This is a genomic window from Epilithonimonas tenax DSM 16811, from assembly GCF_000428485.1.
Taxonomy (GTDB): domain Bacteria; phylum Bacteroidota; class Bacteroidia; order Flavobacteriales; family Weeksellaceae; genus Epilithonimonas; species Epilithonimonas tenax.
Map to the genome: position 1 here is coordinate 31,694 of NZ_AUAA01000026.1, position 16,615 is coordinate 48,308.

Consider the following 16,615-nt stretch of genomic DNA (forward strand, 5'->3'; position numbering starts at 1 on the left):
CTAATCAAAACCGGCCGGGATCACTTTTTTAAAACCATTACAAATCATTACAAACTATTATGAAAAAGTATATCTCACTTTTATGTATTTCGGCTGTATTCGGTATACAGTCCTGTGAAAGAAACGAATCTGTCTCTAATGTTTCGGAACAGATCCAGGAAAGAAATGAAGTTCAAAACAACAAAGAATCTGCGAGGGTCCAGAACATCCTGAATGAAGAAGAAGGTTATGAAAATAAGGAAACGGGCGACGATGACGAACCGAAGAGGGATAAGCAGCACTGGAGGGTTGTCAGAGATACGATCTGGTAATTAGGATTTCTGTACAACGGATAAAATTTCCAAAATGGAAAACCAAAAAGTAATATTAAACACAGGAAAGAAATGTACTGTGAGCGGAGAATGGGAAATTGAAGGTCGCATCAGCACAGTTGTATATGTCTCAAAAGGCGAAGCAATGCCCGGATATTGTGGGAAGAACGTCAAATGGATTTTAGTCAGAAAAGGATAAATACGAAAGTTATGAAAACCATCAGAACAAGATTTGTAGAATTCACAAGCTATTTCTTTATACTGCTGTTTTGTTACGCCAGCATCAGTAAGATAATGGATTTTGAAAATTTTCAGATTCAAATCGCCCAATCTCCTCTCCTAAGTGCATTTTCTGATATTATCAGTTATGGAATTCTAGCTTTAGAGTTCGCTTTAAGTATACTTTTAATATTTGAGCATACGAGGAGAGCAGGATTATTAAGTTCTTTCGCTCTGATGATTGCATTCACTGTATATATTTATTTGATTTTAAACTACAGTGAATTTATCCCCTGTTCATGTGGTGGTATTTTGGAAAAAATGGACTGGCGAACGCATTTAATTTTTAATATCATCACTGTATTTCTTGCCGCAATCGCTGTAATTTTACAAGAAACAGGTAATAGAAAACAAATAATAAGATCTGTTTATGAATTAACTGGCATAGCTTTTTTTAGCATTACTGTAATAATCTTCCTATATCAAAAGTCGGAATTTATGATCAAGAGTGAAAATAATTTCATCAGAAGATTTTTGCAGCATCCTATTAAGGAAGACGCCAGGATTAATTTAGGATACAATTCTTATTACTTTGCCGGAGTGTCAAAAGATTCTATTTATTTAGGAAACTACACCACTCCTTTTACCTTAACATCACTGAGTATTGATTTTATAAAGTCAAAGGAAATGAGGGTGATTCCTGACTCTTACAAATTTCAGTTTAAGCGAGCTCAGTTTCAGGTTAATGCTTCCGATTATTATTTATTTGATGGAACTGTTCCTATTATCTATCATGGGATCATCGGTAGTAAGAAAGTCCAAACTTTGAGTTATGGTCAGGCGTATTTCAGCCAGTTGATCAATAAAGATCAAAATACGTTTGCCATAAGTACATTCTATGAACCTAAGAAAATTCAGGCGTTAGGATTGTTATTTCCGAAGGGGAGCAAAAATCTGTTAATTAAAACCGAGCTTCTTAAAAAGCAAAACGATCCTGTTTTTGATACCGATGGCCAGCTGCATTATGACTATGACAACCATCAGTTTGTTTACATGCACTATTACAAAAATCAATTTATCGTAATGGATGAAAACTTGAATCTCAAAGCAACATTCAAAACTATTGATACTGTTGCTCAGCCAAAGATTACTATTTCAGAACTATCCGATGGGAAGAGAAAAATGAGTCAACCTCCTTTAGTTGTAAACAAGAAATCAACAGTAAAGTATGGTTTAGTATTTAACGAATCTAATCTGATAGGTCGTCATGAGAACAAAGAAAGTTGGAACAATTCAGCTGTTATCGACGTTTATTCAACATTTGAACAAAAGTATATTGGCAGCTTCTATCTTCCAAAGCCAAAAGAAATTAAAAAAATTCAGTTTATGATAACTGATCAGTACCTAGTAGTATTGATAGGTAATGAAATTGTGAGGTATCGTTTTGCGCAGAACTTATCTCAATATTTCATCAAAGGGAAAGCCGAAAACCTTGACAAAGAGTAGGCACCAATAACAAATTCAGTATCATGAAAAAAATGAGAAAAATCGCATTGCCTGTTGCAGTCCTTTTATTAGGAGCCGGAAGTGCGTATGCTACAACAGCATTTAAATCACAAGCAGTAGAACAGCAAGGTTACTTTTACGATGACTTGGCACCTGCAGAAAAATGTATTCTTACAGAGAAACGATGTACAACAGAAGTAGGACCAGTCTGTAACTGGAATGATGGTTCGGCTGATCATGAACTTTTCCAGATCAGTACAGGTACTTCATGTGTAAATCAAATGTTTGAAATCCAGTAATTCACATTAATTATCAAAAGTGAAGGATGCTAAAAAGCATCCTTCATTTGTTTTTTGATCCAGGGAATATCTTTCTTTTTCATTAGAAAATAATCGTACCATTCCAGAATTTTTAAGGACAGATCTTTTTGTGCAGCATCTTTTCCCAGAGAATGACCTTCATTTCTATAGTTAAGCAGTACCACCGGTTTTTGATATTTTCGGAGTACATTAAATAATGATTTGCTTTCTTCCGGGTCTACGTTCTTATCAGATGTACCTGCCCACAACAACATGGGGGCTTTTATATTGTGTGCAGAATAGATTGGATTATTGTCAATATATTTTTGTTTATTGTTAACAAAACTTCCTTTCATTCTGAACTGACCTTCTTCATACCGCCAATAATCAGGCCCGTCAAAATTGTAATTATAGGCGTAAGAAGTATGAATAATGTCAGAAATTGAATTGCCGGAGATAAAAGCTGAAAAACGATCGCTGTGACTCGCAATAAAGTTGGTTTCATAACCACCAAAAGATTGGCCCATTAGCCCAACTTTGTCTATATCAGCATAAGTTATTTTTTTAATTTCGTTCAACAGATTATTAATGCAAAGCAGCGCTGATCTACCCGGCCCCTCTTCGCCATAGGTTATATCCGGGAATACGACTAAATAGCCTGACTCTAAAAGCAATCTTGCATTAATACCTCGACTGTTTTTAAAAGTCGGAAGCAAAAACTTGTTCATAAATCTCTGTTGCTGCTCATAGATGGACAAAACAACAGGATATGTTTTCCGAGCATCAAAATTCGCAGGAAGGTAAAGGCTCGCTTCCAGTTTTTCTCCTGCAGGTCCCTTATATTCTACCTGTATTTTCTTGATCTGTTTTGAAGCCGTATCAGAAATATTTGAATTAAAGATAGGGAAAGCTTTAGCTGATTTATTTTTAGTCATGATCGTAAAAGCTTTATTATAATTATCCTCAATCCAAAAAAACTGCTCTTTACTATTTCCACTGAAATACTGAATTCGGTCTGAAGTGTCTTCAATGACCGATTCAATCCTTTTATTTTTCCAGACCAAGTATGAGGAGGTGCGCAGTTCTTTATTTTTGGCAATCAATACTAATGTTTCATCATCATTTAAGTATTCTGATAATCTGTAAGTACCAATACCGGTATATATTTGATTTGGCTTATACAGCTCGATCTCATCAGTTTGTAAACTCATCAGTCTTTTCTTTTTAAGACTTTTGATCTCCTGCTGCCACAATTCATTTCCAGAGATCCACAGAATTTTGTCGCTTCCTAAAAAATAGGGCATTGATTCTTGACTCCAGCCCAATGGTTTGTAACTTCCACTGCCAACATCAAACATGATCCAACCCTTATCCTTTACACTACTGATCAATAATAACTTACCTGCAGGATCAATATTGATATGACCATCGTCTAATGGCAATAATACATCCTTTTGGGTCTTTGAATTCCATAAGTATATTTCTTTATTATTGGGTAGAAAGTGGCGATCATGTATATCTACCAGATTTTTATCGATCTTCATTTTCACAAACATATTACTTTTTCCAATTGCTGTAAAACCGGTAAAATTATTGTCCAACATAAAAAATCTATTCTCCTTCGGATACCATAGAATATCGTGTTTTTCAAGTTGTTCTTTGGTGTAATTGCTCAGATCCTGCTCATTTCCATACCAAATATCAACAATGCTATTATTTTTAGATTTCACTTTCTGTATTCTCAGGTAAATGGCATCTTTATCGGACGATGGATAGACTTCCGTATAGGTAAATCCTTGCATAGACTGATCACTAAGCTCAATTGGAAAAACCCCTTCCTTAATATAAAAAAACCGAAGTCCCGAGTTTGATCGGGCGGAAACGACAAAGCCTCCCAAACCCGATTTTGATTCACCCATTGTGAAAACCTCATTCTGTGTTGACCACAATTCTACTCTTTTTTTTCCATTGTCTTTTAGTTGATAAATCCGGGATAACTTCTCTTTTTTCTCATCTTTTGACAGAACAATAATATCTTCCTTACCGATATCCCATCGATTGACATTTTCAACGGTTTGAACAATTTTCAAGCTATGGTCATAAATCTCAAGCCTGTTGTTTTGAACACTATTAAAATGAACCAGCAGCAGATTATTTCTTTTAGCGAAATCTATCTTATTGACATCACGTATTTCTTTGACTGTTCCAGATTCCAGACTGATCAAATTCATAACATGACCTGAGAGCACCACAATCGTATGATTATTTACAAAATAATATTTTGAAACTTTCTCCCGCATTATCTTTTTGAATGGAGATTTTGTTTCGACAATGGTCAATGTGGATGACCGGCTTTCATAATTTGTGACATATGCTGCCCATCTGCCATCCGGTGAAGGATTGATGGAGATTACTTCTTCTGCCGATTCACTCAGCTTCGTCAGATGCTCCATATTGTGTTGGGCTTTGATCCGGGGCATACTATTAATGATCAGCATTAAAATCAGTATACATAGTATGGTCTGTATTCTTTCCATAGTTTAGAATGTTGATCTTAGTAACCTGTATTTTGCGGATTGAGATTGGGATTGACGAGCAGTTCTTTTTGAGGGAGCGGCCATTTTGCGTGACTGCTTTTCCAATTAGGTTTTACACTATTGAGCTGATCCAGCATTCCCCATCTTTTCAGATCAAAAAAACGAATCCCCTGTTCTGTAAAAAACTCTCTTCTTTTTTCCTTTCTCAATTCTGTCATTGCATCTGTAACGCTTAATGTTGAGGCTAAAGCAGCTAATCCTGCTCTCTGTCTCGACCTATTGATCATAGGTATTGCTTCAGATATTTTATTCTGTTGTAAGAAGTTTTCTGCCTGCATCAGATAGATTTCATCAAGACGATAGATCACTGAGTACTCTGTCGGGTTATTCACAGCAAGGTTTTTATATTTGGCAGGCTTATAATTGACCTGCGCACCAAATGGGACTGCTGTAAAATAATGCTGACGCCGAAGGTCTGCTGCTGAAAAAGAATTAACGAGATCCTGATTCATGGCAAAAGACATTGGTGCTGCCGTAAAGTTGTACAAGGAAGCTTCTTTTGTGGCATCGTTGGTATTCTTTGGCTTCAACTGCCAGATAATATGGGTTCCGCTTTTCTGAAAAACCTTTGAAATATCATTTTGATAGGAGAATAAGGATGACTGCATGATTACCGAACATATGACTTCTGCTTCATTCCATTTTTTAAGAAGCATTTTCATCTTTGCAAGAGCGACATATCCTGCATATTTATTGGGATAAATACGCTCCGTGTTACGATAGACAGCCGGGAGAAGAATGACTGATTCAGAAAGGTCGGTTTCAACTTTAATAAGGAACTCGCCTTCAGGCATTCTTTTCAGGGTACTGTTGATGAGGTAATCGGTAGTGTCTGTATAAGGAACTTCCCCAAAGATCTGAAAGAGGTCCATATAAAGCATTGACCTTACCAGCAATGCCTCGCCTCTCACTCTGTCCTTCACGGCCTGAGATAAAGATTTGGATTTACCTACCCCTTCAATAATACTGTTTGCAGAATAGATCAACTGATAGGCGTTTGTCCAGAACGCGGTTACGGCAGTATTGGTCGGTAGCTGCTGATTAAGGTACAGATCCAGGACTCCATTAGAGGCGCTGGTGTAAAAACACGTCAGATCATCGGTATAGGTTCCCAGTAATGCTCCCTTTCCATTAATACCTCCCGAATACATTGAAGCTTCCCACATTCCCGAGTAAAGTCCTGCCAAAGCAGCTTCCGCAGTCTGCTCATCTTCAAAAACAAGATCTGAGGCGATCTGATTGTTCGGGAAATCGGTCTCTATCAACTTTTCGCAGGAAACCGCTGACCCTAAGATGATGGTCAGTATAACTGCCGTAATGATATATTGTATTTTAAAGTTCATTTTCATTATTTTAAATTGATGTTTTTAGAATGTCATTTGAAAGCCAACTGAGTAGGTTTTCAGCGGGGGCAAAAAACCGGTCAGTATAAACTCAGGATCAAGACCAAAATATTTAGTGATGGTCAGGAGATTTTGACCCTGTACATAGATCATTGCCTCTTTAATGCCCAATTGATTAATAGGAATGCTGTAATTAAGCTGAACATTTTTCAACCTGATATAAGAAGCATCCCCTATGGCAGCTGTTGAGTTCTGAAAGAACGAGTGTGCTGAATTCTTTGCTGCAACGGTTCCTGAGCTGTAAGGCATATAGGTGCCGGATGGATTGGTTGCCGACCAGACATCAAGGACCTCTATCGGCTGATTATTCATTGACCCCGGGATGATCATCTGTCGGTTGTAGTTCCAGTTCCTCTGTTTCACGAACTGCCATAGGAATGAGGCAGACCACTGCCCATACCTGAAATTATTTGACCATCCTCCAAAGAAACGTACCCCCAATCTTTCGATCACTTTATTGTCATCCGGAGACGTAATCTTGCCGTCACCATTGTAATCAGTAAACTGATACAATCCGGTTGCCGGATTGATACCTTCATACTGATACACTTTCACCAGTGTGGTCGGATACCCTATGACGTACTGATTTGTATAGGTAGACCCTTCAAGATTGGGAAATTCCAGAAGTTTACTTTCAGGAATTGACAGATTTAAGGAGGTGTCGTATTTAAATTCAGACTTTCTGAAAACCTGAAATGACGTTTCAAATTCCCACCCTGAATTCTGCACTTTCGCCGGAAGGTTGGATTGGATGGTTGAAAAACCTGTCGTTGCAGGTAGCGGGATTCCCACCAGCTGATTCGATGAGGTGTTTTCATAATAGGTAGCAGACATATTCCATCTGTTCTTAAAAAATGAAAATTCAGCGGCCACCTCTTTTTTCAAGGTCTTCTCCCAGCTGAAGTTCGGATTGTACAATCTTGATGGATTAAGGGCAGTGATGTTATTGTAAATATTTGACGATACGGTGTAGGTATCCAAATACTGATAATCACCGATCCGGTCATTACCCGACGTTCCGAAACTGCCTCTCAGCTTCGCAAAGCTCAGCCAGGAAATATTTTTCATCCAGTCCTCCTCTGAAACCAGCCAGGCTGCTCCTACGGCACCGAAGTTTCCGAAACGGTTGTTGGGACCAAATCGGCTTGATCCGTCTCTTCTTCCGGTAACATTAAGGATGTACCTTTTCAGGTATTTGTAATTGAACCTTGCAAAAACTGCCGTATAATTGTACTGATTGATAATCTGGTCGTTGATAATCTTCGTTTTTGCCGCGGCAATGTTCTGAATGAGCGCATTGCTTTCAAAGCCTATTCCCTGCATGGATGACTGATTGGTTTCAGACTTCTGTAAGGTGGCACCGATCAGCATATCGATACTGTGGTTATTCCAGCTGTAGTCCCCTGTGATCTGCGGTTCCAGAATGTAAGAAAAATTTGAACTGTTATTCTTAGAAGACGTGGAATTAGCACTCGTCAGATTTGCCGCAGGATTGGATACTGTGTGCGGACGAAGTGAGAACTCTTCAAAATTCTGATAGGTAATTCCACCATTGAATTTCAAGGATACAAATGGAAAAAGCTTATAGGAAATCTGCGTTCCCGTATTGATAAAACTCGTTGAGTTAAGGTATTCACTTTTAAAAGCACCCAATGGATTGGTAAAAGTACTGTTCTCCCAATTCAAAGATCCATCTGCATTATACAGTGAAGGTGCGTTTGGACTTAATGTGATACTTCTGTTGGTCACTTCACTGTTCAGGACGTTATTATTCTGAAACGAAAGCGAATTCGTCAGATTGACCTCCACTCTACGGTCAGGCGTTCGATAACTGAAGTTTCCGGTCAGGTTATTGGACTTGTACTGAAAGCCTGCCGGCAATACCGTTCCCTGCTCTGTATGACCATAACTGATCAGATACGATGAATTCTCCGAGCCACCACTGAAAGAAAGCTGCACTACAGAAGATTCTGAGGTATTACCAATCAATTCCTTCTGCCAATTCGTCTCCCGTTCCTGACTCCAAGTATTCAGATCATAAGCGTTGGAGGGAATTGTGGCAATGCCATCATTCTGATATGCAGTACGTCTCATATTCAGATAGTCAGCGGTACCCATCACCTTCAGACGATTGGTAACTGAACTAAGAGAATAAGACGTGTTCAATTTCAGGTCAGTCCTGCCCTTTCTGCCTTTCTTAGTGGTCACAATAATGACTCCATTCGCACCCCTGGAACCGTAAATCGCCGTAGCATCAGCATCTTTCAATACCTCAAAGCTTTCAATATCATTGGGATTGATTGCATTCAGAGGATTGATTGAGGCATAAGGAAGGATTGCTGCACTGTAAATGGAAGGCGTTTCTGAAATAACAGGAACACCATCAATAATATACAGAGGCTCATTCCCATCACGACGGATACTGTTCTTCCCTCTGATCTGAATATCAAAACCCCCTCCCGGTGTTCCAGAGTTCTGGGTAATCGAAACCCCGCTCATTCTCCCCTGTGCTGAAGCAAGAACGTTTGTGACGGGCTGGTTCTCAATATCCTTTGCTGACACCCGGGAAATACTTCCCGTTCTCTCCTTATCCCGAACCTTATAATACCCTGCATTAAGAACGACCTCCTCTATTGCTTTCTCATTCTCATTCTTTCTCTCATTCTCACTCCCAATTCCTTTATCATTGTCTTTCTCATCACCCAATGATACATCGACAGCTACTCTATCTCCTAAAGAAACTTTTCGCTCAGGATAATCAGGATGCTTAAAGATAAGGACAGGATTCTCTCCTGATACCTGAACCCTATAAATACCTGAACTATTACTAGTAGCAACCGCATCACTACCCTCCTGAAATATACTTACCCCTGAAATGGGTTTATTATTAGTATTATCTGTAACAGTGCCTGTGATCACACGCATCTGCCCTATTGCTACGCCGGAGGCGAGCAAGGTGAAGCCAAAAGCCAATTGAATATGACTCAGGCTACAAAAGTTTTTTTTCATACTTTTGAATAGATTTAATTCGTTAAATTTTAGGCTCTCTTCTGCACTGCGTAAATTCCACAATACTTATAGTGCTAAGAGGGCTTTCTTGTTTCTATGGCTAGTTCTTCTATTTTATACTCTCTTTTTCTTAAAAATTCAGTTTTATTTTTAGCATAGACATAGTTTACCGCGATGATGCTCGGGAGGAAGTCTCATTAAAGACATAGCAAAAACCTCCTGCCCCAGCACATCTTAAAAAATTAATATGAATGAAATTTGTGTCCCTTGTAAGCTTTAAAAGCCGCAATGAGTTGTACACCCCATTGTATCGTGCAGTCTGTTATTATACTTTTAGAAAGCAGCTTAGGGTGTAGAGAGAATATCGGACAACATTGTAAATAAAACGGCGTGGAACTCTACAATATCCGCCCAGAGGTACTGCCATACCCATAACAACAGATAGAGAGAGCCCACGCCTAGGTCGTGAGCTTTCTGCTTATCCTCTCGTTGTTATTTGAAAATTGGCAGTTTTCTTAGGCGAGATTCTAAGCGAATAGCTTCTAATATTTTTGAAGGTTCGCAAAATTACAATTAAGTAACTTGTTTTACAAAGATAAGAAAAAACATTTCGGTATACAAAACTATACCAAAATATTTTTCATTATGTGCTTAATTGCATCTATGATTAAGGAAAGTGAAAAAATTATAATTTTAAAGACAGCGATTACTTTGCGTAAAATGCTCAGTAAGAATAAGAGTTATTCATCGAAAACTGATGGTAATTCTGATGTAGTTAATAGTTATGATAAAATAGCTGCAAACTCTAATTCAGAACTGACAAAGGCCACAGTAAATAGTGCCTTTAGCGGAAAGAAAAGGTCAACAATGGCAACTATTGTTCTTATAATTGAATCAATGGGTTACTTAATGAGAGACTTTGCTGAAATCTATGATAAACTTTCAGAAAAAGATGTTGTTAAATTCAGAGAAGAAGTGATGAAGAAATAATAAGATTGATTGTCAGCTAATCTCATTCATCGAAATAGTAACTGGTATACGTACAGCCTAAAGAGCTATTTGATATAATTTTTTATTTTAAAGAATAATATTCGGAATGTACGTCTTCAAACCAACTTAGACATTTTAGTTTAAATCCTTAAGGAGGATTTTCGGTTTATAAACTTACTAATTTTTGTTGATTATATATTTGTCTTCTTTTTCGGATGGATTCCGCTTTTGTTTGCTTTCTTTTTTCCAAAATCTGTTCTGATCTTCCGAAGTATACATCCCTTGGAGTTAGGTTATTTATCGACTCGTGATAGCGCTTGTTATTGTAGTTTTCTACAAATTTTTCCAGTGCCTGGATGAGTTCTTCGGGATGATAAAAATGATTTAGTTTCACTACGTTTTTCATCGTTCTGTGATAACGTTCAATCTTACCTTGGGTCTGCGGATGCATTGGTTTTCCGTGAACCTGTTTCATTCTTAAATCGTCTTTCAGATAGCTTTTCAACTCATTGGAGACGTAGCAGGAACCGTTATCTGAGAGCAGTTTCGGTTTAGCTTTGGTCTTTAATTTCGCTTTTTTAATGGCCGTGTCCACCGTTCGTTTCACATCTTCGGCCTTCATCGAGTCGCACAGCTCCCAGTGAATGATGTAGCGGCTATAGTCGTCCAAAATCGTGCTCAAATAGTACCATCCCCAGCCAATGATCTTGAAATAGGTAAAATCTGTCTGCCACATTTGATGCACAAATTCCGTTTTATCTTTGAACTCATTTGCTGCTGAAAGAAGAAAATGATTCGGTGCCGGGATTAAGTCTCTTTGCTTCAAAATACGGTAAACACTGGATTCTGAAATAAAAACACCTTGCTCATCGGTAATTTTGTAGGCCAGTTCCCTTGCAGACAATTCGGTGTGTTCCAAAGCGATCTCTACCACCAGATCTTTCTGTCTTTCAGGAATGCTGTTCCATTGTCTATGGTTTGTTCTTTTCGTAGTTTCCAAGCCATCATAGCCGTATTCGAGGTAGCTTTTATACCATTTGTAAAAACTACTTCTGGCGATTCCAAAACTTTCCAAGGTTCGCTTCACACCGATTTCACTCCTGGTCACCGTTTGAATGATCTCGTATTTCTCGGCTGCTGATAATCTCATATATTTCCTGTATTTATCGATTAATCCAGCCTGTCTAAACTTTTTTTTACAATATCATAGCGAACGACCAGATCAGCTACGATCTCTTTCAAACGTGCGTTTTCCTTCTTCAGATCTGATACTTCATCACTCGTAGCCTCGCGAGCAATATCTCCATTGAGACGCTTCTTTCCTGCTTCCATAAACTCCTTGTTCCAGGCATAAAACTGCGACTGTGCAATATTATGGTTCCTGCAAAGTTCGGCTACGGAAGTCTCAGCTCGAAGACCTTCCATCACGATTAAAATCTTTTGCTCTGCAGTGAATATTCTGCGGGTGTTCTGCCGAATATCTTTTACGAATTTCTCGGTCGGTTTCTTTTTCGGTGTTGCCATAATTAAAATTACTCTTTTTATGAAAACACTCCTTAACTCTTTAATATCTAATGTCTACTTTTTGCTGACGATTTACAATCCCTAGACTTTCTGCAAAGCTCTGCTGGGATAAATTTTTCTTATGCCTTAGAAGCCTGATGTTTTCTGAAAATATTGACATTGATACAATTTGTATCTGCAAATATAATAAAAAAGATACATAATGTATCTAATTTTGTCAAATGGAAAGAGCAATTGCACATATGGATCTGGACACCTTTTTTGTCTCCTGTGAACGGCTGAAAAACTCCGAATTGGAGAAACAGCCTATAATTATTGGAGGTGGAGACCGGGGCGTGGTGGCATCATGCTCCTATGAAGCAAGGTATTTCGGGGTTCGTTCGGCAATGCCAATTAAGATGGCATTACGGTTATGTCCTGAAGCAAAAGTGATCCGTGGCGATATGGAACATTACTCCAATATGTCCCATCTGGTGACCGAGGTCATTCAGGAAAAAGTTCCGGTGTTGGAAAAAGCAAGCATTGATGAATTTTATCTGGATCTTTCAGGAATGGATAAATTCTTTGGCTGTTACCAATGGACCAATGAAGTTGCCGATGCCGTGATGAAAAACACAGGCTTACCGATCAGTTTTGCTTTATCTACAAACAAAACAGTTTCCAAGATAGGAACCGGTGAATCCAAACCCACCGGAAGATTTGAAGTGAAAGAACAGAATATCCAGCATTTCCTAAATCCTTTATCGATAAAAAAGATACCGATGGTCGGACCTGAAACATTCAACCTGTTTTCACGATTGGGTGTCAAGACCATAAAGACCCTTTCTGAAATGCCGATTGACGTACTACGAGAACTGGTCGGAAAGAATGGAACGGTACTTTGGAAGAAAGCCCACGGCATTGATGAGACACCCGTAATCCCCTACTCTGAAAGAAAGTCAATCTCCACGGAGGATACATTTACTCAGGACACCATCGATATACTGAAGATCAGAAGCATTCTATCGGGTATGGTGGAAAAACTGGCTTATCAGCTGAGACAGGAAAAGTGGCTGACCTCAACTGTTTCCGTGAAGATCAGATATTCCAATTTCGATACTGAGATCAAGCAATGCAGAATTCCTTACACCTCAGCTGACCATACTTTGCTCAAGTATGTTTTGGAACTTTTCAAAAAAGTCTACACCAGAAGAATGAGGATCCGATTGATCGGTGTCAGATTTACCGGGTTGGTACACGGGCTTCATCAGATGGATCTTTTCGAAGACACTGAAGAAATGATCTCCCTGTATCAGACAATGGATCATATTAAAAACCGATTTGGAAGCTCAAGTGTAGGAAGGGCATCGGGGTTTTTAAAATAAATTTTCATCTATGTTTCTTAATTGCCATACTTATCACAGTTTACGTTATGGAACCATCTCTGTTGAAGACCTTGTTCAGCTGGCTGTTGACTATCAACTAAAAGTGTTGGCATTGACGGATATCAATACCGTGACCGGTATCTATCAGTTTTATAAGCTTTGTCAGGAAAAAGGAATCAAACCGATTGTCGGGATGGATATCAGGGTTGAAAATGAACAATACTACATCTGTCTTGCCAAAAACCCAAAAGGCATCGCAGAGGTCAACAGGCTTTTAACCAATTATAATTGTGGAGGAATCGAGATCGCTAAAGCTAATCCAGAACTGAAAGATAGTTTTGTAATCTATCCCTTAACAAATATTCCTGAAAAACTGCTTGAATATGAATTTATCGGGATCAGGCAGGATGAGCTCAATCGTTTGTTCGATCCTGAATTGAAAGCTTTGACCCATAAAATGATCATCCTGCATCCGGTAACCTTCAAGACGGATGAAGAATATGAACTGCATAAGGTTCTGAGGGCAATAGCAGGAAACACCTTATTTACTAAACTCACAGAGGATGATTTTTGTAAAAGCAATGAGACCTTTATCGGTAAAAGAGTACTGTTAGAAAAGTATTCCCAATATCCGGAGATCATTGAAAACACCAGATACATCGTCGATCAGTGCAGTTTTGACTTTGACTTTAAAACACCCAAAAACAAAAAGTATTATACCGAAAATAAGGAAAATGATTTTAAATTATTGAAAAAACTGGCTTATGAGGGCTTAGAAAAAAGATATCCTGATGATAACATACAGGCAAAGGCAAGGGTGGATAAAGAACTGGCAGTGATCGATCAACTTAATTTTTGTGGCTATTTTTTGATCACTTGGGATATTGTCCAGTACAGCAATCGGATGGACTTTATGCATGTTGGTCGTGGCAGCGGTGCCAATTCCATTGTGAGCTATTGTATCGGGATCACGGACATATGCCCTTTGGAACTGGACCTTTATTTTGAAAGGTTTTTAAACCTCAACAGGAAGACACCACCAGATTTTGACTTGGATTGGAGTTGGAAGAACAGGGATACCATACTGGAATATATCTTTGATAAATATGGAAAAGACCATGTGGCCTTTTGCGGGACCAATGTGGAGTTTAAAAGCAGGTCGAGATTCAGAGAATTGGGGAAAGTATTCGGGCTGCCCAAAGAAGAACTGGATTTACTTTCCAAAAAACCAAAAGACCAGCACGATCAGAATTCCATCGTTCAGGAAATTTATAAATATGAAAAATTACTGATAGGCTTTCCCAATCAGAGAAGCATGCATTCCTGCGGCATCCTGATCTCTGAAGAACCGATCACGAATTACTCCGCTTTGGAATTTCCTCCAAAAGAATTCCCTATCGTGCAGTTCGATATGCATACGGCTGAAGATATCGGACTTGAAAAGTTTGACATTCTATCTCAAAGAGGTTTGGGAACCATTAAAGATACCGTCAAACTGATCGAAGAAAAAAGAGGGATTATTGTTGACATTGAAGATACAAGGATTTCCAAAGGTGAGACCAGGTGCAATGAATTCCTGAGTATTGGAAAGACCATCGGTTGCTTTTACATAGAATCCCCGGCGATGCGCGGTTTACTGAGAAGACTGAAATGTGATAATTATAAAGTATTGGTTGCGGCTTCTTCCATCATCCGCCCCGGTGTAGCACAGAGCGGAATGATGCGGGAATATATATTCCGGCATAATCATCCCGATCAGTTCGAATATTTTCACGAGGTCTTTGAAAAGGAGCTCGGTGAGACCTATGGAATCATGGTTTATCAGGAAGATGTGATCAAAATAGCTTTGCATTTCGGCGGCGTTTCGGCGGAAAACGGTGATGTGTTAAGAAGAGCAATGAGTGGTAAAGGCCGTTCATTATCAGCATTACAGAAATTGAAAAATGATTTTTTTCAATCCTGCAGGAAAAAAGGACATCCTGAACAATTATCTCAGGAAGTTTACCGGCAGATTGAATCCTTTGCAGGATACTCTTTCTGCAAGGCACACTCTGCTTCCTATGCGGTGGAAAGTTATCAGAGCCTTTATCTGAAAGCCTACTACCCTATTGAATTTATGGTTTCTGCCATCAACAACGGCGGTGGATTTTATAGGACGGAAGTTTATGTGCACGAAGCTAAAATGGCAGGAGCGACCATTCATAATCCTTGTGTCAACCTCAGTGAATTTCAGACGACGGTCTATGGTACTGATGTGTACATGGGATTTTTGCACATTGAAAAGCTTGAAGCTGCGGTCAAGCAATTTATTGCTGAAGAACGAAAAAACAATGGAGAGTACAAGTCGCTTGAGGATTTTGTTAAACGAATATCTATTGGTATTGAATCATTACAGACACTCATTTTTATCGGAGCCTTCAGGTTTACAGGTAAACAAAAACACGAACTGCTGATCGAAGCCAGATTCTTATTATCAAAAGGGCAATACAGAACAAAGATCATTTCTTTATTTGACGAGCCTCAAAAGAACTATCACTTACCAGTTATTCAGAGGGACAGATTTGAAGACGCTTTCGATGAAATTGAAATCTTAGGTTTTTCTGTTTCCTTCTCTATATTTGACCTGCTTAAAACAAAATACAGAGGTCACGTTTTGGTAAAGGATCTTCTTAAATATCATAAGAAGCAGGTCAAGATGCTGGCTTATTTGATCTCAAGAAAACACGTTCCCATCAAAAAGAAAAATCATCCCGGAAAGAAAGATGATATGTATTTCGGGACGTGGATTGATGCCGAAGGACAGTATTTTGACACAGCTCATTTTCCTGATAGTCTCAGAAAATTCCCATTTAAGGAAGGAGGCATCTATCTGTTGCTCGGAACGGTTGAGGTCGATTACCATTTTCCTACAGTTACCATTACCAAGATGGCAAAGATGCCGCTGATTGCCGACCCCCGATATTCCATGGATGAGGAAAAATCACAGGCAATTGAAAGGAGCCTTAGGGAAGACGTGAGTATGACCTCTCGTAAGCCTTATCCGCAGGAATTCGAGATCGGATTGCCGAGACAAAAAATGTTGTGATGATATCCAAGAGCAGTTGGAAATATGTCATCAAAATTTAATCCTAATATATATTAATAACTCGTAGTGCATTATCAAACTAATGCAATTTTAATATTATTCATTTTTCTATTAAATACAAAAACATTTACAAATTGAATGAAAGTTAATGCTGTTATTTTGCTCAATATCCTTGTTTTAAAACCTTCAAATGATTTTGCGTAGTTGTTTCTGATTTTAAATTGGTCACAAAGCTGAGAGAATAATGTCTCTATTCTTTTTCTCGATTTTCTGAAAATATATTTTTGTTTTTGATAATTTTTTTGGTT

The 16,615-nt window shown here is 38.6% G+C and carries 12 protein-coding genes; 7 read left to right on the forward strand and 5 right to left on the reverse strand.

The genetic code is table 11. The features are described from left to right. The first annotated feature begins 59 nt into the window (after positions 1-59). From F564_RS0112485 to F564_RS0112500, 4 genes are read left to right on the forward strand one after another with little or no spacing between them, the layout of a single operon-like run. Positions 60-311 carry a hypothetical protein gene (locus tag F564_RS0112485; protein ID WP_028122941.1) on the forward strand — a complete coding sequence of 84 codons (252 nt, stop codon included), beginning with the start codon at positions 60-62 and terminating at the stop codon, positions 309-311. 34 nt (positions 312-345) lie between these two features. Beyond that, on the forward strand, positions 346-510 hold the full coding sequence (locus tag F564_RS20650) for a hypothetical protein (RefSeq protein ID WP_154656867.1): 165 nt from the start codon (positions 346-348) through the stop codon (positions 508-510). Between the two features lie 11 nt (positions 511-521). After that, positions 522-2,036, forward strand: coding sequence for a MauE/DoxX family redox-associated membrane protein (locus tag F564_RS0112495; protein WP_028122942.1), 1,515 nt, complete (start codon positions 522-524; stop codon positions 2,034-2,036). A gap of 32 nt (positions 2,037-2,068) precedes the next feature. Next, positions 2,069-2,335, forward strand: a complete 267-nt coding sequence (locus F564_RS0112500) for a DUF6520 family protein (RefSeq protein WP_154656868.1) — start codon at positions 2,069-2,071, stop codon at positions 2,333-2,335. A 29-nt stretch (positions 2,336-2,364) separates the two neighbouring features. Here the strand turns inward: F564_RS0112500 and F564_RS0112505 are convergent, their stop codons facing one another. From F564_RS0112505 to F564_RS0112515, 3 genes are read right to left on the reverse strand one after another with little or no spacing between them, the layout of a single operon-like run. Continuing rightward, entirely contained in the window at positions 2,365-4,872 is a 2,508-nt protein-coding gene (locus tag F564_RS0112505; RefSeq protein ID WP_084406815.1) for an alpha/beta hydrolase family protein, read from the reverse strand. Between the two features lie 17 nt (positions 4,873-4,889). Next, entirely contained in the window at positions 4,890-6,275 is a 1,386-nt protein-coding gene (locus F564_RS0112510) for a RagB/SusD family nutrient uptake outer membrane protein (RefSeq protein WP_225875416.1), read from the reverse strand. A gap of 24 nt (positions 6,276-6,299) precedes the next feature. Next, positions 6,300-9,344, reverse strand: a complete 3,045-nt coding sequence (locus tag F564_RS0112515) for a SusC/RagA family TonB-linked outer membrane protein (protein ID WP_028122946.1) — start codon at positions 9,342-9,344, stop codon at positions 6,300-6,302. Between the two features lie 663 nt (positions 9,345-10,007). Between F564_RS0112515 and F564_RS0112520 the strand changes: the two genes are divergently transcribed. Next, positions 10,008-10,334: a hypothetical protein gene (locus F564_RS0112520; RefSeq protein WP_154656869.1), complete on the forward strand. Its 327-nt coding sequence runs from the start codon at positions 10,008-10,010 to the stop codon at positions 10,332-10,334. 166 nt (positions 10,335-10,500) lie between these two features. On the opposite strand, the gene F564_RS0112525 is transcribed toward F564_RS0112520, so the two are convergent. After that, positions 10,501-11,858 (reverse strand): IS3 family transposase gene (locus F564_RS0112525; protein ID WP_394330635.1). Its coding sequence is split into 2 segments (ribosomal slippage): positions 10,501-11,520 and positions 11,523-11,858, totalling 1,356 coding nucleotides; the frame shifts between segments, so codons are not numbered across the junction. A gap of 221 nt (positions 11,859-12,079) precedes the next feature. On the opposite strand from F564_RS0112525, the gene dinB reads away from it, so the two are divergent. Together dinB and F564_RS0112540 are read left to right on the forward strand one after the other, a co-directional pair. Next, positions 12,080-13,222, forward strand: coding sequence for a DNA polymerase IV (gene dinB / locus F564_RS0112535; protein ID WP_028122950.1), 1,143 nt, complete (start codon positions 12,080-12,082; stop codon positions 13,220-13,222). A 10-nt stretch (positions 13,223-13,232) separates the two neighbouring features. Further along, complete coding sequence (locus F564_RS0112540; protein WP_028122951.1) at positions 13,233-16,307, forward strand: DNA polymerase III subunit alpha; 3,075 nt, start codon at positions 13,233-13,235, stop codon at positions 16,305-16,307. A 74-nt stretch (positions 16,308-16,381) separates the two neighbouring features. On the opposite strand, the gene F564_RS0112545 is transcribed toward F564_RS0112540, so the two are convergent. Then, positions 16,382-16,615, reverse strand: a 234-nt coding sequence (locus F564_RS0112545; protein ID WP_028122952.1) for a transposase, incomplete at its 5' end; no start/stop codon positions are given.